The sequence below is a fragment of the Lyngbya aestuarii BL J genome (assembly GCF_000478195.2).
In the GTDB taxonomy this organism is placed as follows: Bacteria; Cyanobacteriota; Cyanobacteriia; order Cyanobacteriales; family Microcoleaceae; genus Capilliphycus; species Capilliphycus aestuarii.
In genome coordinates this window covers 1-20863 of the sequence record NZ_AUZM01000050.1, presented here as the reverse complement: position 1 = coordinate 20863, position 20863 = coordinate 1, and the positions used below count along the sequence as shown (strand labels likewise).

Genomic DNA, 20863 nt, shown 5'->3' with positions numbered 1-20863 from the left:
AAAGTCAGAAGTGTTTTCGACTTTCCCGATCTCCCTTGAGGATCGAAAAGGATTAACACCGATCACAAACTGCCAAAGATATCGCTTTTTATTTGGCAAACTATAACGGCTAATTCCTCGAAATATTCCCACTCACCACCTTAGAAAATTCTGTGGGAGTTAGAGACTTTAGCACACTCAACGTATAGGGTGCTTCCCCAATTTCTTGACCATAAGCCGCTTGCAGATAGGGTTTGTATTCTAAATCTTCAGTCACATAGGTTCCGAAAAACGCCACACTCAAAGCATTCATATAGTTGCGTGTGACTTCAACTCCTGGCGATAATAATCCGCCCATTCCAGGAATTTCACTGACGTTTGATTGATTGACATCAAAAAAGTGACTATCGCCGCGTTTGATCACTAAATAACGATTAGATGTTGTTAACCAAGTAAAGGTTTGAATTTGTTCTATCACAGCAGGTGCTAATAAATCACCACTACTGGCCCCCATCATCACCGGAATCGAAATTTGACTTAATCCTAATTGACCTAAAACCCCACTATTAACTGGGTTAAGAACAACAACTGCTTTGACACGCGGATCGCGGAATTGATACTCACTTTGAGGCAATTCTAAGGCACGACATTGCAAAAACATCGAAGGGTTAACAATTTTATTTTCGAGTGTACAATCGGCTTGTAATTTCTCAAAATCAATGGTTGCTCCTGCTAACGCCAGGGCTGTGTATCCCCCAAAAGAATGACCCCAAACCCCAACTTGTTCTAAGTTTAACTGATTTTTGAGTTCTTTTTTGTTTAACCGTTCTAGGTGATTGAGCAAGTAGGAAATATCGTGAGGGCGATCAATAAATTGATTCACTTCAAAGATATCGTTTCTCTCACCTGCGAGTAGTTGTTGTAGCGCTTGATAATCACTACCCGGATGTTGAGGAACGGCAACTGCAAACCCATAAGAAGCGAGATGTCTTGCTAAGTCTTCAAAGCGAGAACGTTCAGAAGCTAAACCATGAGAAATAACAATAACTGGAGTTGATTTTTCGGTTGCGATATTTTCTGCAACCTGATTGGGGAGATAAAGATCCGCCTCAAATTGACGATTTCTCTGCCAATCAAATAAAGATAATGTTTGTTTGGAAACCTCAATTGATCCGCGTTGGCGTAAGTCAGGCATCTGATTAAAATCAACCCAACTAGAAGCCGTGACTTCAGATAAAGCCAATTGTTCTAAAGAGGTAATCACGGTATCTGTTTGACGAACTAAAGAAACCACTCGCACCATTGTATCGAGGGCTTCTTCGAGATCGAGATGAATACTTTCTGCGGGGAATTGGCGCAAAATCTCAATAATATTGAAGCCTTCCGGATCGGTAGCGGTTGCTGCAATTATTGCATCATAAATCGCCTCTGAACCGTTTTCTCCAGACTCACTTTGAATCAAACCCCCCAGGTATTCTAGAAAAGAAGCCACCATCGGAGATTTTAAGAGTTGGGCTGTCGCTTTGGTATCAAAAGAGTAACGAGTTCGTAATAATTCTCTGACTTGTCGTTGTTCACTCGGGGTGAACCAATTGAGATAGGTTTCTAGAGGTTGATTATCTGGGAGTAAACCAGTTTCAGCATAATTTTCTAAGGTGTTGAGGGAAATCTCTAAATTCATTTTCCCGACTGGAAACACAATCGTTTCAGCAGCTTTTACAGGTACAGGTAAGGCAACCAATACAGCAGGCACAATACTTAAGGCGAGAGATTTTAACCAACCCATAGTTTTAAGCTCTTATTTGAGTCTGATAGCTTATATCTTTAATCTTAATTGATTGACTCGTAGAAAATTGTGAACTATAACGTTTGGTTTATCTTTCAATAATAAATATTTAATAATGGTATCTAAAGTCACTATTTGAGTCGGATTTAAAGCTCTATTTTTCTCCGAATAGGTTTAAATAACTATTTCAAATTGTAAGTTTTTACTTTTGATAAAATCGTAACTGAAATGATCGACAATATTTGTATTACTTAATTCTAAATTGTAGAAATCTATCTGTTCATCGTCAAAATACGGCCCGGCGTGCCAAGTTCCGACTTCTAGCTTAATAAAACAGTTGCCAGGGATACGGAATGCCTTGAGTTTGTTGACATCGGGTTCATTGCCCTCTGAAGGGGGTGCAACCGCCATTAACCACTCTTTTCCTTCTAATGACCCTAAACATTGAGTACATTCAATATGACGGGTAATTTTGTTAAATTGGCGACCTCTTTTGTGGAGCCGCATGATGTAAAATCGAGGTACACCATTTTTGAGATTCAGTTGAGCATCGGTTTCATCGTAGGTTTTGCCATCTGTTGATGCTGAAATAACTTGTCCGTAGGGTTTAAATATTTCTGGGGTAATCCATTCAGCAGTGAGTTGTTGAACGGTAATTGATTCACTCATTAATTTTCCTCTAACATTTAATTGGATTGATCAGAACTCGATTGATATTCAAAACCGTTTTCTTCTGCGTAACGGTTTAAAAATCGCATGACTCGTTCAAAGATATTTTCCGATTCTACTTCAAACGTACATTCAACTTTGGAAAGTTCATCATCTCCGACATAGAAAAATTTTACTCCGGTTGGGGTAACTTTAATGTCACCTTCTTCATCCCGCAACCATAAATTTTTGATTTCTTTGCGATAAGCCCGCAGTTGTTCGACGGCTTGTAAACGCTCAAAGGTTAACACCACAATTTTTTTATCGGAGTTCCGCACTTTGCGAAGACTGACTCCACTGATTTCTTCGTCGAGTCCTTCTATAAATTGGATGGATGTAGACACATCTAATCACCAGCATAGACTTACTACTTTTATTTTATCAAAGTTTCCCAGAGAGATTCAATAGCTAAAGTGATAAGTTTTAATAAGTTCTGTCTCACCGAGATTGAACAATAAAACCCCTTTTTTATAATTCTAAAGAGTCAAGCTATTGACGTATTGTTTGATCGCGGGTTGCAGGCTTAAAGCCGGAGATTTTTCGAGTAAATTCCGTTTTCTCAGGGATTGTATCGCTTTAAAAAAATCGGAGTCTGATAAAAGTTCGGGGGGTTTATGGCCGATATCTACGGGTTGGTCTTGGTTTGCTAACCAGTCGATTAGGATTTTCTCGGATTGTGATAGACGTTGATAATGTTGTTTGAGGATTGGTTCTAAGTCTCCTAAAAATAGGGTAGAATAGGAGAGAAACTGTTGAACGCTACCGTTAAATAAATCGATAATCGCGGTGGCAATTATATTTAACCATAAAGGGTTGCCGCTGTAAAAGTCGATCAGCCGCGACCATTGATTTTTGTCTTGGAGTTTTCTGGCGGTTAAAAGTTGGCTGGCTGACTTCCCCAAGCCGGCGAGTTGTAGAGTTTTGCAGTAAATATTTTCAGCTTCTAGAGTCGCAATTTCTAATGGTTTTTCCCAACTGAGGAGAAGTAGACAACTGTTGTGGTTTAATTGTCCAATTTCGTTGAGTAGTTGACCATAGTTTTGATATTCTGGGCGATAATGTCCGACGAATTCACCAGGGGTTAATGTTTCTTGTAAGTCATCGAGGATAATTAAGCAACGGTAATTTCTCAGATGTTCTAAGATAGAACTACGCGAGTTGAAGTAATTAATAATTGATCGGTTTTGACTGGGTGCGGGTGAGGCGAGAAATTCGATGAGATTAGTTTGTAAAGCGTTGAGAGTGGGAAATTTGCGATGACTGCGCCATAAAATGCGATCAAAGTAATCTTTTATTTGTTCAACCAGTTGTCTGGCGAGGGCGGTTTTTCCGATACCAGATAATCCGGTTATGGTGACAATGCGGCTCTTTTCTTCTAATATCCATTGTTTGAGAGTAGCCAGTTCGTCAGTGCGGTTGTAGAATAGAATATTTTCTGGAGCTTGGCTGAGGTCGTGGCGGGGTTGAGATTCTTTTTTTGTGGTGGAAGGCGATCGGTTTTTGGGTTTTTTTGAGGGATTGTTTAGGTCGTTACAGACATTTATATTATTACCAATTTGTACCCCGTCATTGTAATAAGAAAATACCCCATTTTCAACCAGCGATCGCACATTCTTTTTTTTAACATCTTCTCCCAAAATATCTGACAGGAGTTTCCATAATTCCGATGCGGATTTTTTCACATGATCGCCACTACAGTGGTATTTCTCAGCGATATCCTTATATCCTTTCCCTTCCCATACCCCCTGCAAAATAGCCCGTTGCAGCGAGTCCAGATGCTTCCCTGTCGTGGTAAATATCAGATGGTCTGTCCACTGCAAAGCTTCTTGCATCTCCATAGCTGTAAATGGGGTTGTAGTTTTGCCTCCTGTAACTGTTAATTATCCCACATTATCCCCCTTTTCACCACCAAATCCCACATTATCCCATTTTTTTAGTTTTAAACAATTGATAAATCCCCCCTAAATCCTACTTTTATAGGGTTGCCAAAGTTGGAATAAATTCAGACAATAATAGACATGGGGAAATACAACTCTGCATCAATTAATTAGGATTAAATCCTTTTAATTTTAACTGTCAATTTGAATCAAAACTTGCTCCGATTCAGGCGAACGCGCCGTGAATACAATCACGGATGAGACGAATTGATCTGGGCTTCATTAAATATTGACTGTAATGTAATTATTGATTTTCAGCCGAGTACCGATCAACTTCGGTATAAATACGATTGTCCTGAAAACCAATAAATTGCAGACTGTCATAAAAGTCAACTCAAAACATTTTCATCATCACAACCACAACTAATAATTATGTTAAAAACAAAACTGCTCTCAGGGTTCATCACCGTAACTGCTGCCACAATTTCAATCGTCGGCTTCGCAACAGAAGCGATCGCATCGACACTCTATCTAACTCCGGGCGAAACCAGCACAATTAAATGGTCGTATACAGCCGATTCATTTTGGGATTCGGAACACGAAGACGCGCTCATCGAATTTCAAATTGTCGATTTCTACGGGGGTTCGGTACAGTTTGCACAAGACTCGTTAATGGAAGAATCCGGCGACGGTACGCAGTACGCTATTACCAACGATGCTATCTCTGACTTTGGCATCCGAGAAAACGGACAAATCAATTACCGTCCCCTGTCGGCTCAAGACACTCCCGGCGGTGAAACGACAGCGGGTTTTGCGAATTGGTTAAATGGGCAAACGATCAATATTTACACCGGGTTGCAAACTTTGGAACTAGACAGTTTGTTTGAACGAGTTACCTTTTTTAATGAAAATTATTGGGGCGATTATTCGATCACTTCTGTCGAAGATATGGATAATCTGTACCTGGGAAATGTGGTGACAAAATTATTTCTCGGAGAAATCACTTCATCTTATCGGATGGAACTTCGCCTCGACTTATCAAATTACAATCCATCCGCCACAGATAACTCGCAAAGCGTCCCCGAACCCGCTAGCGCGATCGCACTTTTCGCACTATCCATCGCGGGTCTAACTAGAGTCAAAAAGAATAGTTGACACGCCATTATCTATCCAGTCTTTTGACTGTTGTAAATTCTTTAAACCCTCAAGGAAATACCATTATGCTTTCTGATATCATCACCGAAAACGGATTGGATTTGGGTATAGCTACGACTGGGAACGACTCTATTATCATGTCTCAGCTTCCCCCCGACCAAATTGCCAATTTCAGCGCCTCACCTTTTCCAGATGCGATCGCACTTTTGCAGGGAGACGATAATTTACTCAACGACAATACAGGAAGGATTTTCTACGGAAACCAAGGCAGTGACACCATTATTGGCGGGGGGGGAAATGATACCCTCTTTGGTGGTCAAGATGATGATTTCCTAGAAGCTGGTGGTGGGAACAGTATTTTATTTGGTAATTTCGGAAATGATACTTTAATTGGAGGTCCGGGAAATGACAGTCTGTATGGCGGTGCGGGTAATGATGTGGTGATTGGAGGGTCTGGAAATAGTATTGTCTCTGGTGATAAAGGATTAGACACCTTAACTGGTGGCGGTGGTGCTAACCAATTTATCCTAGCATCATCGGGCGCTGACGGGGATGTGATTACTGATTTCCAACCCGGTATCGATAAGATGCGTCTCCCTAATGGCATTTCATTTAACAACTTGCAAATTTTGAGTGACGGGTCATCTTTATCGACTCGAATTGAATCGAATGGCGAAACTTTAGTAATTCTCGAAAATGTATCGCCATCTTCTATTACCAATAATGACTTCATTGAAACCGGAGAAGCATCCGAACTACCCACAACCCAGCTACCCATTGAGATTGAACCGCCAACTCCAAGTCTCCCGCCAAATCTTCCTAGTTTGTTGGATTTCCCGCTCCCAGCTACTTCACTAACCGTCAATACCCAGAGAAATTCGTTGTCGGCAGGGCTATCAAATAGCCGTCAAGCTTCACCAGATGTCAACGAAGTTTTGACGGCCGGATTAAATGATGCGATCGCCCAACTTCAAGATATTTTAGTCGCTCCTGATTTTGACAGCAAGATTGTGATGGCTTTCGGGGAATCAGCCGATGTAGAAGCTGCACGCTTTTTGATTCAACAATTATCCAATGGTCAATCTCTACCAACGTTTAAAATTATCTCCATCGATGAAATTGCCGGAAACTTGGGAGCATTTGATCAACTGACGAACACGGTTTATATTTCCCAAGATTTTTTGAGTCAAAACGCCAATAGTCCCGAAAATATTGCCAACGTCCTCCTGGAAGAAATCGGTCATTCTATAGATTCTCAGATCAATACTACAGATGCTCCCGGAGATGAAGGAGCAATTTTCTCAGAATTGGTTCGCGGTAACACTTTGAGCGGCGAAGAATTGTCAACTCTTAAAAACAAAGATGATATCGCAACTTTGACAGTTGACAATTCTAGCATTTCTGTGGAATTAAGCCAGCAAATAAATCTATGGAATCTATGGGTTTATGAAGTGAATCCTTCTGGACAGACGGATTTTCTATATGATGCCCGAGTCCCATCTGAAAAGTCTGAAGAAAATGGAATTTATCTAAATTGGGGTTTTGATTCAGCAGACAGGTATGACAACATCTATTTTGGAGATCGGCGAGATGATTTTATGGCAATTGCGGGAAAATATTTTATGTTCGATGCGGGAACAAATTATACATTTCAAGGAAATGCAGATGACGCTTTTTTATTAGCAGCCCAAAATTACGAAACTGGCGATAATACTTGGATTACACCTGAGTGGGATTTTGATGGTGGTGTGTATACCTTTACTCCCGAACAAAGTGGTTGGTATGCAGTGTATACCTTCTTTTATGAAAATGAAGGGAATGCTTATTTAGATGTCAGTTGGGAAGCGGAGGACACTTCTCAAGATGGACCTTGGACTGAAATCGCATACAAAGATGGAGAAACAATTGATATCACACTTGAAGCGATCGACGGTCAACCGATCACTGACAAACCAACCTGGATAGTAATTCACGGAAATCAGAGCAATGCCGATAACATGAGCCATTTAGCTAATGCAATTAAGAGCAATGACCCAAACTCTCAAGTGTTGACTCTTGATTGGGAAGATGGTGCCAGAGATGGGTTTTTGGTGAATAGTCACTGGATGCAGCCAGTCGCTCAAGCTGCACGAAATGTTTTGAAAGATTTAGGAATTTCCAATGACAATATTAATCTTGCGGGTCACAGTTTGGGAGCTTATATTTCGTATTATATTGCCGAAAGCACTCCAGGAGGCATCAACAATATGATTGCTTTAGACCCAGCTACTCAAATTCCTGCGGGCGAGAGAACAAGTGATATTGATTTTTCTGACTATTCCAATTGGTCTTGGGGTTTTTATGGTAGTAGCTCTGGTTCTAACGTTAAGGCGGCTACTGCTGACGAATATTTTCAAATGTTCTTTCACAAGAATGATGGTATATTATCTTATCTGAATCCCATTAATTGGGTCACGGACAATTTCTACGACAACCATGGATATGTTCATCAAGGATTTGCTGATATACTCAATCAAAATAATGAATCCTATCATGAATTGTGGAGTTTAGATGAAATGCAATACTCTGACGATAAGCAATGGTATATTGATGATGGAAGTCGGCCAGAAGCACAAATATTTTTGAGGAAAAATGGTGCGGGAAAGTGGCAAGTTGATGACTGGGAATCCTATGTAAAAATTGCTTATTAAACTATTAAAAAACCGACAATATTCCCGTTCAACGCGGAGATGAGCAAGGAAGCTGAAACGTCCCCAAAATGCTATCAACTCCCGTCCCCCGGCTGTTCTCTCCGTCTGACACATAATCCCCATCAACATCAACCAAACTCACACCGACCTAGAAGTAACATTGCAGCCTGGTAGGTTGGGTTTCGTTACCTCAACCCAACCATCACAAATATTTACCGACCTAAAAACTCAACAATTCCCTGGGAAATGTGAAAGCAATCGCACAAATTCTCTAATGGTTTCAGCATAAATATACAAACTGGGTTTTGTGTGGGAAATTTTGTATTCTCATCGAGATTTCAACTAGAAACCCGGTTAATCAACACACTGACTCTTTTAGCTCTTATCCTGGGATGACTTCAAAAGCATCTTGATCATATAATCGATAAACATAAAAATCACTATCTAGTGTAAAGATCCGCTTAATCTTTTGACTTTCTGCCACAGCCACCAGAGAAGCATCTGCTAAATCCATAGGTATATCTTGATATTTTTCCATCAAAACTTTCATGCGTTGACATTCTGCTTCATTAATGGCGTGAAGATACAAGGCTTTTCTATTGATAAACTCCCATAGGATAGCCTGTGCTGACCAACCTCGCAATTCTGATAAAAAATACATAGCCTCAGTAAAACAAGGCCATGTTGTTAAGAGAGAACCTGTTAGTGTTTTGTAAGTTTGAACACATTTAACATGGGCTTCTCCCTGGCCTTTATCCAATCAGATCAATAAGAGGCCCAGTGTTAACTAAAATGATGGTCGTCGCAGTCCTTGTTTAGATAATTTGGTGGCAATCTGTTCGCCAAAATCAGTTGGCTTAAACTGATGATGAGGTTCAACTTGACTATCAATGGCCCCAATTAAATCCCCTATTTTTTCCGATAAAGGTTCGGTTTCCGAATGAGACCGATAAAGTTGATTTAAAATCCAATTTTCAGGGGTTAAGCCTTGTTTTTGGGCAACTTCTAGGAGAGCTTGGTAAGTTTTTTCAGATAGGGTAATGGTATGTTCTGACATAATTTTACTAGGATGTATTGATACTATTTTAATACCGCTCAATGTTAATGTCGGTTATTTATAATAAATCAGATTACGGCGATCGCGTAAATTCTCCAAAGGTTGTAACATAGATGTATAAACTGGGTTTCTCTTGGGGATGCTACCTCTTGATTTGATCGAGGTGGAACCAGAAACCTGGTTTCTTTGCACTTCAAACCTGGTGCTACAATAGTTTGAAACCCTAGCCACTTTTTTAAATCGATGACAACCAACACGACCTTAGAAGAACGCATGGCAGCAGTAGAAGCGGCTATTACTAAAATTCAACAACAGATTGCCCATCCTCAATCGAACAATTGGTTACAACAAATTACCGGCTCTTTCAAAGATGAACCGGCTTTTGAAGATATCCTCGCCTACGGACAAGCCATTCGCCGAGGCGATGAGTCTGTATTAAACGCACCAGAAATGGAATGAGATATTTATTAGATACAGATCACCTGAGCATTCTTCAACGTCAATCTGGGACAGATTATAACAATCTTGTGGCACGAATGGCTCAATATCCCCTCTCTGATTTTGCCATTTCAATTATCACAATTCAGGAACAAATGCTAGGCTGTCATGCCTATATTAACCGCGCTCGTCATCCCAATGAACTGGTTAAAGGCTATGAGATCATGGTACGGCTAGTAGCGGACTTTCAGCGATTACCCCTTCTCTCTTTTGATGCGATCGCAGCCAAAACCTTAGAGCAGTTAAACTCACAACGGATTCAACTGGCTCAGATGGATGCTAGAATTGCAGCGATCGCACTTTCTCGGCAAATGATTTTATTAACCCGTAATCATCGAGACTTTAGCAAAGTGACAGGATTAGCAATAGAAGATTGGACAATTTGAAGTCTTAACATTTAAGTTGTGTTTTAAATAAAAACCCGGTTTCTCAAAGAAACCGGGTTTTTGAGTGTTTCTCAGAATTCACCGAGTTTTTGAGTAATCGGATAATATTATTATGGAAATACAGGAGTTAATCTTTGATTTTTTGCAATGACTAAAACGTTTATTGATTTGTTTTCAGGTGCCGGGGGAATGTCCTGCGGTTTAGAACAAGCGGGGTTTGAATGTTTATTAGGAATTGACCAGGATAAAGCCTCCTTAGAAACTTTTCAAGCCAATCATCATCATGCTAATATTATCTGTGGAGATTTGCGAGAAATTACTCTAGAAGATATTTACAAACAAATTGGCAATCAAACCATTGATTTAATTTGCGGTGGGCCTCCCTGTCAGGGTTTTTCAACCATTGGGGCGAACGATAACAGTGACAAACGTAACTTTTTATTCTTTGAGTTTCTGCGAATTGTTGCGGCTTTTAAACCCAATTATTTAATCATGGAAAATGTCACGGGGTTACTATCGCGTAAAAATGAACCCACGCTTTCATTAATTCTTAATTCTTTTGCTGAGTTAGGATATACAATAGAAGTGAGAGTTTTAGCGGCTCATAATTATGGTGTCCCTCAAGCGAGAAGACGAACAATCTTTCTTGGAAATCGCTTTGGTGTTCAAAATATTTATCCCGAAAAACAGTTTAAAGATTCTCCCAAAGATGCTGAGAATTTACCCGCAGCGAGAACGGTTGGTTGGGCGTTTGAGAACTTGTTAACCTGTCAAAATACAACGTTTAACCATAATATTGAAACCGCACAAATCCCCAACGAACTCGAACGAAAACGAATTCATCATATCCCAGAAGGACAAGGAATTCGCTATCAAAAAGATGAATTAGCCTATCTTCCCCGTGAACTTTGGTTTAATGTAGATTGGGATAATTTACGCGAACAACGGTTTCGAGAAACGAAGTTAAAACGATTAGATAGAAATGCCGTTTCTAACACGATTAACACCAGTCGCACCACTTACTATCATCCCACAGAAGATCGGTATTTAACTGTTAGAGAAGCAGCAGCTATTCAATCTTTCCCCCCCGAGTTTATCTTCAAAGGCAGTTTAACTCAACAATGGCGACAAATTGGCAACGCAGTTCCGCCCCTGTTAGCAAAAGCTATCGGAGAAGCGATTTTAAGCTTAGATGAACAAAAACATCAACTCGAAAAAATAGACTTTATTCAAGATATTTCCGAAATTCGATCCAAAGCATTTGCTTATCGAAAATCAGCCAAGTCTACCCTTATAAATTAATATCCGTTTTCTGGGGACGCGGACGCCTCATTCCTTTAGAAATAATCGCCAAAAATAATCCTGTTAAAATTGATAATTCCCAATGAGTCTGAACCGTTGTCAACGTGAGTGAACCCAGAATCAGTAAACCAATGGGTGTATATCGAATCCATTTTATTTTAGACATATCCTTACCCTTCCTTTTGAAAATTGCGATCGCCTCAATCTTATTATGATAACTTTTTTAGCTTTCTAGCGATCGCCAATCTCCCGGTAAATTTATAAGGCTTGTTGATCAGACTGTAACGCTTCTTGAAACTGCTGAGTTTTGCCTTGTTGAATCCCTTGTTATAATAATCTATCTGCTTCAGCTTTGGGTTCATTGGGGGTTTGTGCGAGAACTGGAAACTCAGAAAGAGCGTTTATCGGTATAATGTTTGCCGATATAGCAATCACCACCGCCAGAGTGACAACTTTTAGACTCAGCATAGGAGTTGATTTAGGGTAGATGTTGATTCCCTTCTAACATATTTATGGGGTCGAGTTCCTGATGCAATTTTAGTTTAAACCGGGAAAAAAAAGGGTATGAATCAGTCAAATTAGATTTTATTGGGGAAACGCATCGGGATAAGCTTGCCAAACCTGACGAATAAAAGTACGCAGTTGTTGATGTGCGGTTGTCGCCGCCTGGGAGTTTTTTCCGTCAGGTGAGTCTAACTGAACCAATAAGGGAATCACTTCTGTATCTATTGCGGGTTGAAATAATTTTAGCGGCCAAATGAGGTCAGAACTGTCTCGCAAATTGTATAGATTTTGGGGCGGTGGACTTGCCCAAAACGGAGGTTCAGGAGAATGATCTTCACCTGAAAATTCGACCAACATTAATGGCCTAACCCAACACACTTGACGAGTCGTGACGACTTGAATTACTTCTGCATAGAGACAATGATGATCATGGTCGAGTTTAACAATTTGACCAGATTGAAAGGGAGAACTAGAGTCCATTGTTACTCGGGTAAACAAAAAAAGATCAACTTGGTCAATTTTGGATAAAAATCTCAGCACTGATCAAGTTCAGTCATTGCAGTGGTCAAATCAGAGATCAAATGTTTAGCATTTTGTTTAGCTGAACCCTGACAATAGTTGCTGACAGATAGTGGAGTGCCAATATTAACTCTAACCCGACAACGCCAGCGAGGAACAATCGGAGTGTAATGCAAAGAGATGGGTACAACTTTAACATTGAGATTGGGTTGACTGGATTCGGCTTGGACGGCTAAACGAGCGAGTCCGGCTTTGAGAGGATGAACTTCATTATCCTGAAAAATATTGCCTTCGGGAAAGATCACCATCATTTCTCCCTGACGTAGCAATTCTACCCCATAGCGTAGAGTCGCGATACTCGGATGTCGAGGATTGACTGCAAATCCTCCTAAACGCCGGATAAACCACCCCTGAACACCCTTAATTTCGTCTTCTGTCACCATGAATCTTAAATCCCGTCCGGAAACACAACGGCCTGTAGCGTAGGGCATCATTAAGGCATCCCAGCGAGAACGATGGGTTGGTGCAAGAATCACAGGCCCAGTTCTGGGAATATTTTCCTGGCCGATGACCTCAATTTTGCGAAAGTAAGATGGCAATATCAGGTGACGACCAAGCGGATAAGATAAAGCCGCTAACCAGGGAGATACCCTAGAGATTGTGAATTTTCCCTTTGGAGAGGTTGGCATTTTGAGGGGTGATGCTTTTAAGTCAAGTGTCATCATAAGTGGATTGGTGTTGCATTGATTTCTTGACTCTAAGGTAAAATTTTTATCCCTTGCTGTCGTTCATCTCAATGACACTTCTTACACTGTCTTGGGTTGAATTGCGAGGCGGTGGCTTTGGGTCTCTTGTGAGACGACAGCAGATATTAATCTTTTTTTAACTTTTGACCCTTGAATGATCCTCACGCCGTTGAGCAAACCATGATTGTAATTGTTGACGACAAGCCGACTCCAATATTCCCCCCAAAACCTGTAAACGGTGGAAGGAATAAGCACTATCAGGAATATTGGCAACTGTGCGAATTGTACCAGTCTTGGGATCGTCTACTCCATAGACGAGAAGCTGAATTCGGGCTTGCACAATTGCCCCGGCACACATGGGACAAGGCTCTAAGGTAACGTAAAGGGTACATTGGTTTAAATGCCAGTCTTTTAACTTTTGGCCAGCTTGTCGCAAGACTAAAATCTCGGCATGAGCAGTGGGATCATTGTCCCGTTCTCGTCGATTTTCTGCCTCAGCGAGTAACTGACCTTGAGAATTAATAATCACGGCTCCGACGGGGACTTCTCCGGCTTCTCCGGCAGACTCAGCGAGTTCTAAGGCTCTTTTCATCCAGTGACAGTGAGTGGTGTAGCTATTCATATTTTTTTTGAAAAAATCAATATTTGATCAAGCTGAGACTCTCTGAAAATGATAGATAAGTCTCTAAAATTCCATCAAGTTTTACTGTTATATACTGATTTTGTTGGAGAGTATAATGATTTGGGGAAAGTGGATCTAAATTTCTCCAAAACTGAGTGAAAATTCCTACCAGTATCATCAGTTTTTTGAATTAATCAAAACTTAATCTTAAGCATCAGACAAAATTTTTAAAATAGAAATAGATAGGCTGTTGTTCTTTGAGTTGTGAGTGAGCCGTTCGATCAAAAAATAGCCTGAAAGCTAGCTGCTAGGGAACCTAGTTTCAAAAAACGGATGATTGGGTGAGGAAGTGAGTATAAATTGTTACCTGGAGAAAGGGTGAGGTGTAACTTTTCTCTATTTATTCTGAAGTTTTCACTGCATTGTAGAACATCAATAGAACTTCTCAATTAAAGAGTTAGGAGAATTTCATGCTGAATTTTTTTGAAGATGGGTTTTTTTTAGAAGACGAAGCTAATCTATTTAGGGTTGACTCCGGCTTATCTACCCATATAGAAAGTTTATCTATTAGCAATGATGATCATTGGATAGCGAGTTCAATTATTCCTGAGTTTTCAGTAAATAATATAGGAAATGATGATCTTGTTGGGAGTGATTTGAATGAGACTTTGAACGGCGGAGAAGGAGATGATCTTCTTACTGGAAATGGGGGAAATGATGCTCTTTCTGGGGAACTGGGTAATGATACATTGTTAGGGGGTTTTGGGGATGATTATCTCGTTGGACAAGAGGGAAATGATTGGTTAGAAGGGGGTGTAGGGATAGATTTTTTGGTCGGAGGTTTAGGAGAAGATACTTTGGTTGTTATGGATGCAACCGCAGCGAACTCTATGCCTTTTGCTGATTTAATTGTTGATTTTGATCCGTTATCGGATTGGATTAAACTACCGGATAATTTAGCAGAATCTAATCTATTTTTAGAACCTGTATTTACAGAAACTGGAGAAATTAATACTTTAATTGGAAATCGCCTTAACAATACCATATTAGCTTCAGTATTAAACACGATACCGACACAATTAGAAGGTCGTTTGATCGCTACAGCTACCGCATCGGATTCTACTTTAGGTCAAGCCACAGACTTAGGAATCTTAGGAAATATTACCATCAGTGAATTTGTTGGAGATTTAGATCCAGAAGATATTTACCGTTTTCAGCTTGATATTGATAGCGATGTTAATATTGTCCTGAATGGTTTAAGTGCAGATGCAGATGTAGCATTATTGCAAGATATTAATAATAATCAAGAGATTGATGTGACTGATATTATTAATACTTCTCAGAAACCTGCTAACTTCTCTGAATCTGTGTCGATTAATGCTTTATTGGCGGGAACTTATTATGTTGTAGTTTATCAATATGAGGGTGATACTGCTTACAATTTAAGTGTTTCTGCAACACCCAATCCTCAATTTAATAATCCCGAAACACTCGAAAGTTTTGATAGCCGTTTTGGGTATGGTTTAGTTGATGCTTCAGCAGCAGTTTCTCAGAGTGCTGGTGTCCCTGATTTTCCAGAGATTCCCGACTTAGGTGGAAATGATTGGGGACGAGATTTAATTCAAGCCCCAGAAGTTTGGACGCAGGGAATAACTGGAGAAAATGTAGTTGTAGCCGTGATTGATAGCGGTGTTGATTACAATCATCCCGATCTATTTTCTAATATTTGGAATAATCCGAGGGAAATTGCTAATAATGGGATTGATGATGATAATAACGGCTATGTAGATGATAGTCGAGGTTGGGATTTTGTCAATCAAGATAATGATCCGATGGATTTTAATAGTCACGGGACTCATGTCTCCGGAATTATTGCAGCCACTCCGGATGGAGTCGGAATTACAGGAGTTGCTCCTAATGCTACAATTATGCCTGTACGAGTCTTAGATAGAAATGGTTTTGGTAAGATTAATGATGCTTTAATGGGGATTCGTTATGCAGTTGAAAATGGGGCTGATGTGATTAATCTCAGTTTAGGTGGAAATGATTATATCAGTGAAGTTTTAGAGACAATGAGTTGGGCGGTGGAACAGGGTGTTGTGGTTGTGGTTGCAGCCGGAAATGAAAGCAGCAGTTTTCCCTCTTATCCGGCACGTTTTGCGAATCAATTTGGGATTGCTGTCGGATCAGTTGACCGTAAAAATCAACTTTCTAGTTTCTCAAATCGAGCGGGAATTTTACCCTTGAATTATGTCGTTGCACCCGGAGGAGATGGAGGGTTTTCAGATGTTGGTGATATTTATTCAACGATACCTTTAGCATCTTCTGCGGTTCCCTATCGATTTCTTTCTGGAACTTCTATGGCGGCGCCACACGTTGCGGGCGTGGTAGCATTGATGTTACAAGCCAATCCTAATCTAACACCCACTCAAGTTGAAGATCTGCTCACTCAAACGGCAGATCATTCTACAATTGCGGTTTAAACAAATCATAAAATTCCCCTAGTAAAATAACCAGGGGAAATTAGGGGAACTCAATCAACCTTTGATCGTATTTTCGGTGAAAGAGGCTGTTTGTGGCTTCATCCTAAAGGATTAAATTTTCTGAAGTGTGATTAAATTTCATCCCAACCGCCTACTCCGGAAGACATGACATAACTCGTGACGCTGGCTTCAAAGAAGTTCGCTTTGGTGTGGGCTTCTTTTTTGGTATCTGAAAATCGTTCTAGATGAGTGTAAGGGCTTTTGCTATATCGAGGGTCAGTATAGAGCGGTTTTAAACCAATTGAACGCAACCGAGCATTGGCGAGATATTTGGTATATTGTTCGGTGCTAGTCTCAGTAATTCCTAAAATATTACGACCGACAATGTGATTGGTCCAGCGACATTCATGTTGTACTGCGGTGTCAAACATTTCATAAATTTGTTCAACGGAATGAGGAAAGGTTTGCATGGCTTCAGGAATCAATTTTTGGAACAAACGAACATGAGAGAGTTCATCACGGTTGATCATTTTGAAAATATCTGCTGATCCCGGCATTAACATTCGAGAGGCTAAGTTATAGAAGTAGATAAACCCATTATAAAAGTAGAGTCCTTCGAGTAAAAAGTCTGCCATTAATGCGACAAAATAGTTCTCTGCGGTGGGATGATCGATGTAGTTTTGGTAGAATCGGGCAATATATTCACAGCGATTATGTAAGACTGAATCAGTGCGCCAAAATTCATAAACAAAACTTCTGCGATCTGAGGGAATAATGGTTTCTATCATGTATTGATAGCTTTGGTTGTGCATGGCTTCTTGAGAAACTTGTTCTGCCATACACAAACTAATTTCGGGCGCAGTAATACTACTTTTTAGATGAGGAATATTGCAGGTTTGAATGGAATCTAAAAAGGTTAAGTAAGATAAAATTCCATCAAATGCCCGACGTTCATCTGTGGTTAAATTCCCATAATCTACGACATCTTGAGTAATGTCTAATTTTTCTGGAACCCAGAAATTTTCACGCATTTGTTTGTACAAACCAACCGCCCAAGGATAGCGGACATCATTCAATTGCATCAGGTTGGTTGTATCTCCAAACCAAATTGAACGGTGTTCGACCTGATCGTTACCCTCTGGATTAAAGATAGGGTTAATCGGCATTTTTGAGGTAGGTTTGGTGTTGAAAGTGTCTAGGGTGCTAGTCATTTTGTGAGTTAATTTTAGTGATGTTCGGGTTGATAGCTTTGAGTGAATAGTCGTTAGCTGTTTGAGTTCAGAACCGTGACAACTAACGACAAATGGAAACAGATTTTGATCAGGAAAAACGGATTATGTTTATTCAAGGACGCATAAATTTATGCTTTTTACAGACGACTTAATCCGTTCTTCCACTCAGTATCCGTTTCTCTTTTTACGGATTAATTTGCACAAGCGGTACAAGTTTCGTCGGCTTCTTTGAAGCTATCACGCTGTACCGTTCTAATATAATAGATCGCTTTACAGCCTTCTTGCCATGCCATGACTAAGGTTTCAAAAATTTCCTTAGCTTTGATAGAACGTTCGGGTTCATCGGGGAAATAAACGCCTTGATTTAAGTTGAAAATCAACTCCATCGAAATTCCGGTATCAATCCATTTTTGAATGGTTGCTACAGCTTTAACTACAGTTTGTTGATTTAAGGTTTTATTTTCGGGATAAAACCAGAAACTATCTCTGATAAAAGGGGGTGCAATCGGAACAGTTCCTTTTGCCCATTTATCATAGAAAAAGCGACTATAGCAAGGTAAAATACTGGCGGTACAGCCTTGAACTAAAGACGAGGACGTATTGGGGGCAATGGCGGTAATATGAGAGTTACGAATGCCGTATTTTTGGATATCTAAACTCAGTTGTTGCCACCGTTCTTTAGAGTGTGCATTCTCTAAAAACCATTCTACAGGTTTCGCCCCAATTAACTTTCCTTCACTCCAAGAACTTCCTGCAAAAGCTGGATATTCACCCCTTTCTTTGGCGAGTTCCATTGAGGTTTTTGTGCAGTAGTAGCCAATATCTTCAAACAGGTGACTGATGGTGTCTAAATCTCGGTAATACCGTTTATTTTTGGCTAACCAATCGGCTAAACCCATCGCACCAACACCAATTGTTCGGTATTTGAGATTATGAGTTTTACTGTCTTCAAAAGGAGGACAAGTTAACTCAATTGTGTTATCTAACAAACGCACGGCAATTACACAAAATTCGGCTAATTCTCCGTCTTCAAGATTGGCTAAATTTAAACTATTGAGGTTGCAGGTATGGGCTTCTTTTCCAGGAGAAACATTTGACCAACTTTCTTGACACAAATTTCCCCCCGGAATATAACCTTCATGGGAATTTGGGTTAGCGCGATTTGAAGTATCTTTAAACCAGAGATAGGGCATTCCGGTTTCAACTTGCGATCGCATCATTGTTTTAAACAGTTCCCTAGCATTAATTTTTTTGTAGAGTGTTAAGGTTTTTTCTAAGTTTGCTTCAATTTCTTGATAAGCACACTCAAACTTTTCACCCCACAATTCTGCCAGTTCAATTCCCAATTTAGTTCGCACCTCAAAAGGGTCAACCATTGTCCATTCTTCTTTAGCAATCACCCGACGCATAAACTCATCAGGTATCACTAATTGGGGAAAAATATCATAAGCTTTACGACGTTGATCCGTTAATGTTCATCTTGATTCGCGACATCAAGACTGTCTTCATTGTAACTTCTCTGTGAGATCAGAAGTTATGATTTTGTAAAGCTTAAACTCAGGCAGATTGAAGACCACTTACACTTTCATGTAAGACCAGACTATATCTTTATCCTGTAATAATTTAGATATTTTACTACAGGATACCTCCTACTTCCACTCGCTTGAGTGTACTTCCGTTTGGAATAGTCGTTGAACCTGATTCATTTAACAGAATCTCGGCTGCTGATTGCCCATTGTTTCATCTGTTTTATTTTTAAACGTTCACACTGACTATTTCTAGTTATGTTGTCGTTAAAACAGCTTTAGGGTTTCCCAGCAATTCAGGAGGTGCATTTATATCATTACTGATATAAAGGGCTAAAATTAACCATTTTCCGTCTGCATTTCTAGAAATTCTGGCACGTCTAAATGCCACACATCTAAACTAACCGTAATTGCTCCGGCACGACGTCCGCCTTGATTAACTGCGATCGCGGTATCATTTAATAATTTAATCCAAGGAATCACCCCACCTGATGTATTTTCTTTACCCATAACCCAACTTCCAGTGGCACGAACTCGGCTCACATTTGTACCGACACCGCCCCCATTTTTAGAGATTCTAGCTGCATCTTTGATGGTATCAAAAATACTCTCTAAGTTATCATCCATGCTGGTAATAAAACAGCTACTTAAAGAACCGTTTGGAATTCTTAGGTTGCCTAAAATCGGTGTCGCTAAGGAAATTTTGCGCTTGGCAATTGCTTCATAAAATTGTCGCGCCCAAAATAATCGATTTTCCGGTTTTTCCACTACCGCTAACAGCAACGCACAAGTTAATAGAGCTTCTTGCGGCAATTCATTGGTCAACAAATATCGTTTAGTCAGCAACACTGCCCCAGCATAATCGTAATCTTTATCCCATTGCGGATCGATCCAGGTTCCGGCTTGTTGGAGTTCTTCTGGGGTATAAGTTAAGATTCGTGAATCATATTCGTGATTCTTGACTTTAGATTCAACGGTGCGGGCATAGTCTTCGTAGCGATAGCCTCGGTTGGCGAGTGTATCTTTCCACAAACTCCAGATGTGTAACCTCCCCGCCACGTAACGCCAGTCGGGTTCTGAGGGGCTACACAATTCTAATGCACAGTTAATCAGGTTGTCTTGAATTTCGCGGGTTGTTACCCCATCTCGCAGACGAGTGGTTAGCCCCGCCTCGAGGGTAATCGGGTTGGCGTCTAAGTCCACACAAGCCCAATTCACGACAGCACGGATTTTTGAGATGTCCAAGTCAGCCCGTGATCCATCTCGCCGGATCACCTGAATTTCACTCTTTGTTGAGGGAATGGCCGTTGGGTATAAGGTCTGCATACTCAAACTTCTTCAATTTAATGACATTTTTCCAATGTACTGCATAATCCAGATATAGTGATAGCCATTGACAAACTAAAATTTTTCCGCTATATTTGGTGTTATTTAGACTCTAACTAAAGATAGATTTTTTTAAGGTTCTGTATATTCATATACGTGACATCCTCCTACACTGAATCTTCGATTCAGTGTAGGCGATCCTCACCTCACGGCTTGGTTTTCCTGGTTTTCCCCTTACGGGATTTCGACACTTGCCTAGACTGATTTTTAACAGCCCCCGGTAGAACGTCTGCACAGGCAGTTTCCTTTCCCGTCTGTCCAACGGTACTAATTAGCTTAATTCCTCGGTTTCTAATGTTTTGACCTGCGGCTATATCGCGGTCTGTTTTGTATCCACAACGAGGACAATCATGGATTCTCACACTCAGGTCTTTTTTAACTTCACCACCACATTCAGGACACTCTTG

General features: G+C 40.3%; 20 protein-coding genes and 2 pseudogenes. 7 read left to right on the top strand and 15 right to left on the bottom strand.

Annotated elements, in window-relative coordinates:
• Nucleotides 1–109 precede the first annotated feature (109 nt).
• The 4 genes from M595_RS19010 to M595_RS18995 form a co-directional block, all read right to left on the bottom strand.
• Nucleotides 110–1765 (bottom strand): alpha/beta hydrolase, encoded by a 1656-nt coding sequence (locus M595_RS19010; protein WP_023068056.1) that lies wholly within the window; start codon nucleotides 1763–1765, stop codon nucleotides 110–112.
• A gap of 174 nt (nucleotides 1766–1939) precedes the next feature.
• Nucleotides 1940–2434, bottom strand: a complete 495-nt coding sequence (locus M595_RS19005; protein WP_023068055.1) for an ureidoglycolate lyase — start codon at nucleotides 2432–2434, stop codon at nucleotides 1940–1942.
• Nucleotides 2435–2451: 17 nt separating this feature from the next.
• On the bottom strand, nucleotides 2452–2817 hold the full coding sequence (psb28, locus tag M595_RS19000; protein WP_023068036.1) for a photosystem II reaction center protein Psb28: 366 nt from the start codon (nucleotides 2815–2817) through the stop codon (nucleotides 2452–2454).
• Nucleotides 2818–2949: 132 nt separating this feature from the next.
• Entirely contained in the window at nucleotides 2950–4311 is a 1362-nt protein-coding gene (locus M595_RS18995; RefSeq protein WP_040484354.1) for a helix-turn-helix domain-containing protein, read from the bottom strand.
• 471 nt (nucleotides 4312–4782) lie between these two features.
• Here M595_RS18995 and M595_RS18990 point away from each other — a divergent pair, with 471 nt between their 5' ends.
• The 3 genes and pseudogenes from M595_RS18990 (at nucleotide 4783) to M595_RS30215 (ending at nucleotide 8195) form a co-directional block, all read left to right on the top strand.
• On the top strand, nucleotides 4783–5505 hold the full coding sequence (locus tag M595_RS18990) for a PEP-CTERM sorting domain-containing protein (RefSeq protein WP_023068040.1): 723 nt from the start codon (nucleotides 4783–4785) through the stop codon (nucleotides 5503–5505).
• A gap of 65 nt (nucleotides 5506–5570) precedes the next feature.
• Nucleotides 5571–6090, top strand: a pseudogene (locus M595_RS33100) (calcium-binding protein); the annotation flags it as partial.
• Nucleotides 6091–6092: 2 nt separating this feature from the next.
• A complete protein-coding gene (locus tag M595_RS30215; RefSeq protein ID WP_445974342.1) occupies nucleotides 6093–8195 on the top strand; it encodes an alpha/beta hydrolase family protein in 2103 nt (700 codons plus the stop codon).
• A 382-nt stretch (nucleotides 8196–8577) separates the two neighbouring features.
• Here the strand turns inward: M595_RS30215 and M595_RS18980 are convergent, their stop codons facing one another.
• Both M595_RS18980 and M595_RS18975 read right to left on the bottom strand, forming a co-directional pair.
• Nucleotides 8578–8955: a type II toxin-antitoxin system VapC family toxin gene (locus tag M595_RS18980; RefSeq protein ID WP_040484353.1), complete on the bottom strand. Its 378-nt coding sequence runs from the start codon at nucleotides 8953–8955 to the stop codon at nucleotides 8578–8580.
• A gap of 27 nt (nucleotides 8956–8982) precedes the next feature.
• A complete protein-coding gene (locus tag M595_RS18975) occupies nucleotides 8983–9252 on the bottom strand; it encodes a hypothetical protein (RefSeq protein ID WP_023068004.1) in 270 nt (89 codons plus the stop codon).
• A 243-nt stretch (nucleotides 9253–9495) separates the two neighbouring features.
• Between M595_RS18975 and M595_RS31585 the strand changes: the two genes are divergently transcribed.
• The 3 genes from M595_RS31585 (at nucleotide 9496) to M595_RS18960 (ending at nucleotide 11438) form a co-directional block, all read left to right on the top strand.
• Nucleotides 9496–9711, top strand: a complete 216-nt coding sequence (locus tag M595_RS31585) for a hypothetical protein (protein ID WP_023068052.1) — start codon at nucleotides 9496–9498, stop codon at nucleotides 9709–9711.
• Nucleotides 9708–10136, top strand: a complete 429-nt coding sequence (locus M595_RS18965; RefSeq protein ID WP_040484352.1) for a type II toxin-antitoxin system VapC family toxin — start codon at nucleotides 9708–9710, stop codon at nucleotides 10134–10136. The genes M595_RS31585 and M595_RS18965 overlap by 4 nt, the downstream gene beginning before the upstream one ends.
• A gap of 147 nt (nucleotides 10137–10283) precedes the next feature.
• Nucleotides 10284–11438, top strand: coding sequence for a DNA cytosine methyltransferase (locus M595_RS18960; protein WP_023068039.1), 1155 nt, complete (start codon nucleotides 10284–10286; stop codon nucleotides 11436–11438).
• Here the strand turns inward: M595_RS18960 and M595_RS31885 are convergent.
• From M595_RS31885 to tadA, 5 genes are all read right to left on the bottom strand, one after another.
• A complete protein-coding gene (locus M595_RS31885; protein ID WP_023068024.1) occupies nucleotides 11428–11604 on the bottom strand; it encodes a hypothetical protein in 177 nt (58 codons plus the stop codon). The genes M595_RS18960 and M595_RS31885 overlap by 11 nt on opposite strands.
• A 161-nt stretch (nucleotides 11605–11765) precedes the next feature.
• Entirely contained in the window at nucleotides 11766–11906 is a 141-nt protein-coding gene (locus M595_RS31235; protein ID WP_023068017.1) for a hypothetical protein, read from the bottom strand.
• A 117-nt stretch (nucleotides 11907–12023) separates the two neighbouring features.
• The gene (locus M595_RS18955; protein WP_040484360.1) at nucleotides 12024–12422 is read right to left on the bottom strand and encodes a hypothetical protein; all 399 of its coding nucleotides are present in this window, start codon (nucleotides 12420–12422) and stop codon (nucleotides 12024–12026) included.
• Between the two features lie 53 nt (nucleotides 12423–12475).
• The gene (locus M595_RS18950) at nucleotides 12476–13186 is read right to left on the bottom strand and encodes a lysophospholipid acyltransferase family protein (protein WP_023068009.1); all 711 of its coding nucleotides are present in this window, start codon (nucleotides 13184–13186) and stop codon (nucleotides 12476–12478) included.
• A 157-nt stretch (nucleotides 13187–13343) separates the two neighbouring features.
• Nucleotides 13344–13829, bottom strand: a complete 486-nt coding sequence (tadA, locus tag M595_RS18945) for a tRNA adenosine(34) deaminase TadA (RefSeq protein WP_040484351.1) — start codon at nucleotides 13827–13829, stop codon at nucleotides 13344–13346.
• A gap of 470 nt (nucleotides 13830–14299) precedes the next feature.
• Here tadA and M595_RS18940 point away from each other — a divergent pair, with 470 nt between their 5' ends.
• Nucleotides 14300–16312 (top strand): S8 family serine peptidase, encoded by a 2013-nt coding sequence (locus M595_RS18940; protein ID WP_023068035.1) that lies wholly within the window; start codon nucleotides 14300–14302, stop codon nucleotides 16310–16312.
• A 131-nt stretch (nucleotides 16313–16443) separates the two neighbouring features.
• Here M595_RS18940 and M595_RS18935 read toward each other — a convergent pair whose 3' ends face one another.
• From M595_RS18935 to M595_RS18920, 4 genes and pseudogenes are all read right to left on the bottom strand, one after another.
• Nucleotides 16444–17523 (bottom strand): ribonucleotide-diphosphate reductase subunit beta, encoded by a 1080-nt coding sequence (locus M595_RS18935; RefSeq protein ID WP_238987104.1) that lies wholly within the window; start codon nucleotides 17521–17523, stop codon nucleotides 16444–16446.
• Nucleotides 17524–17735: 212 nt separating this feature from the next.
• Nucleotides 17736–18998: pseudogene (locus M595_RS18930) on the bottom strand (ribonucleoside-diphosphate reductase subunit alpha); the annotation flags it as partial.
• A 411-nt stretch (nucleotides 18999–19409) separates the two neighbouring features.
• Nucleotides 19410–20396: a ribonucleotide reductase barrel domain-containing protein gene (locus tag M595_RS18925; protein ID WP_040484358.1), complete on the bottom strand. Its 987-nt coding sequence runs from the start codon at nucleotides 20394–20396 to the stop codon at nucleotides 19410–19412.
• A gap of 206 nt (nucleotides 20397–20602) precedes the next feature.
• Nucleotides 20603–20863: zinc ribbon domain-containing protein (locus M595_RS18920; RefSeq protein WP_023068007.1), on the bottom strand; the 261-nt coding region annotated here is incomplete at its 5' end.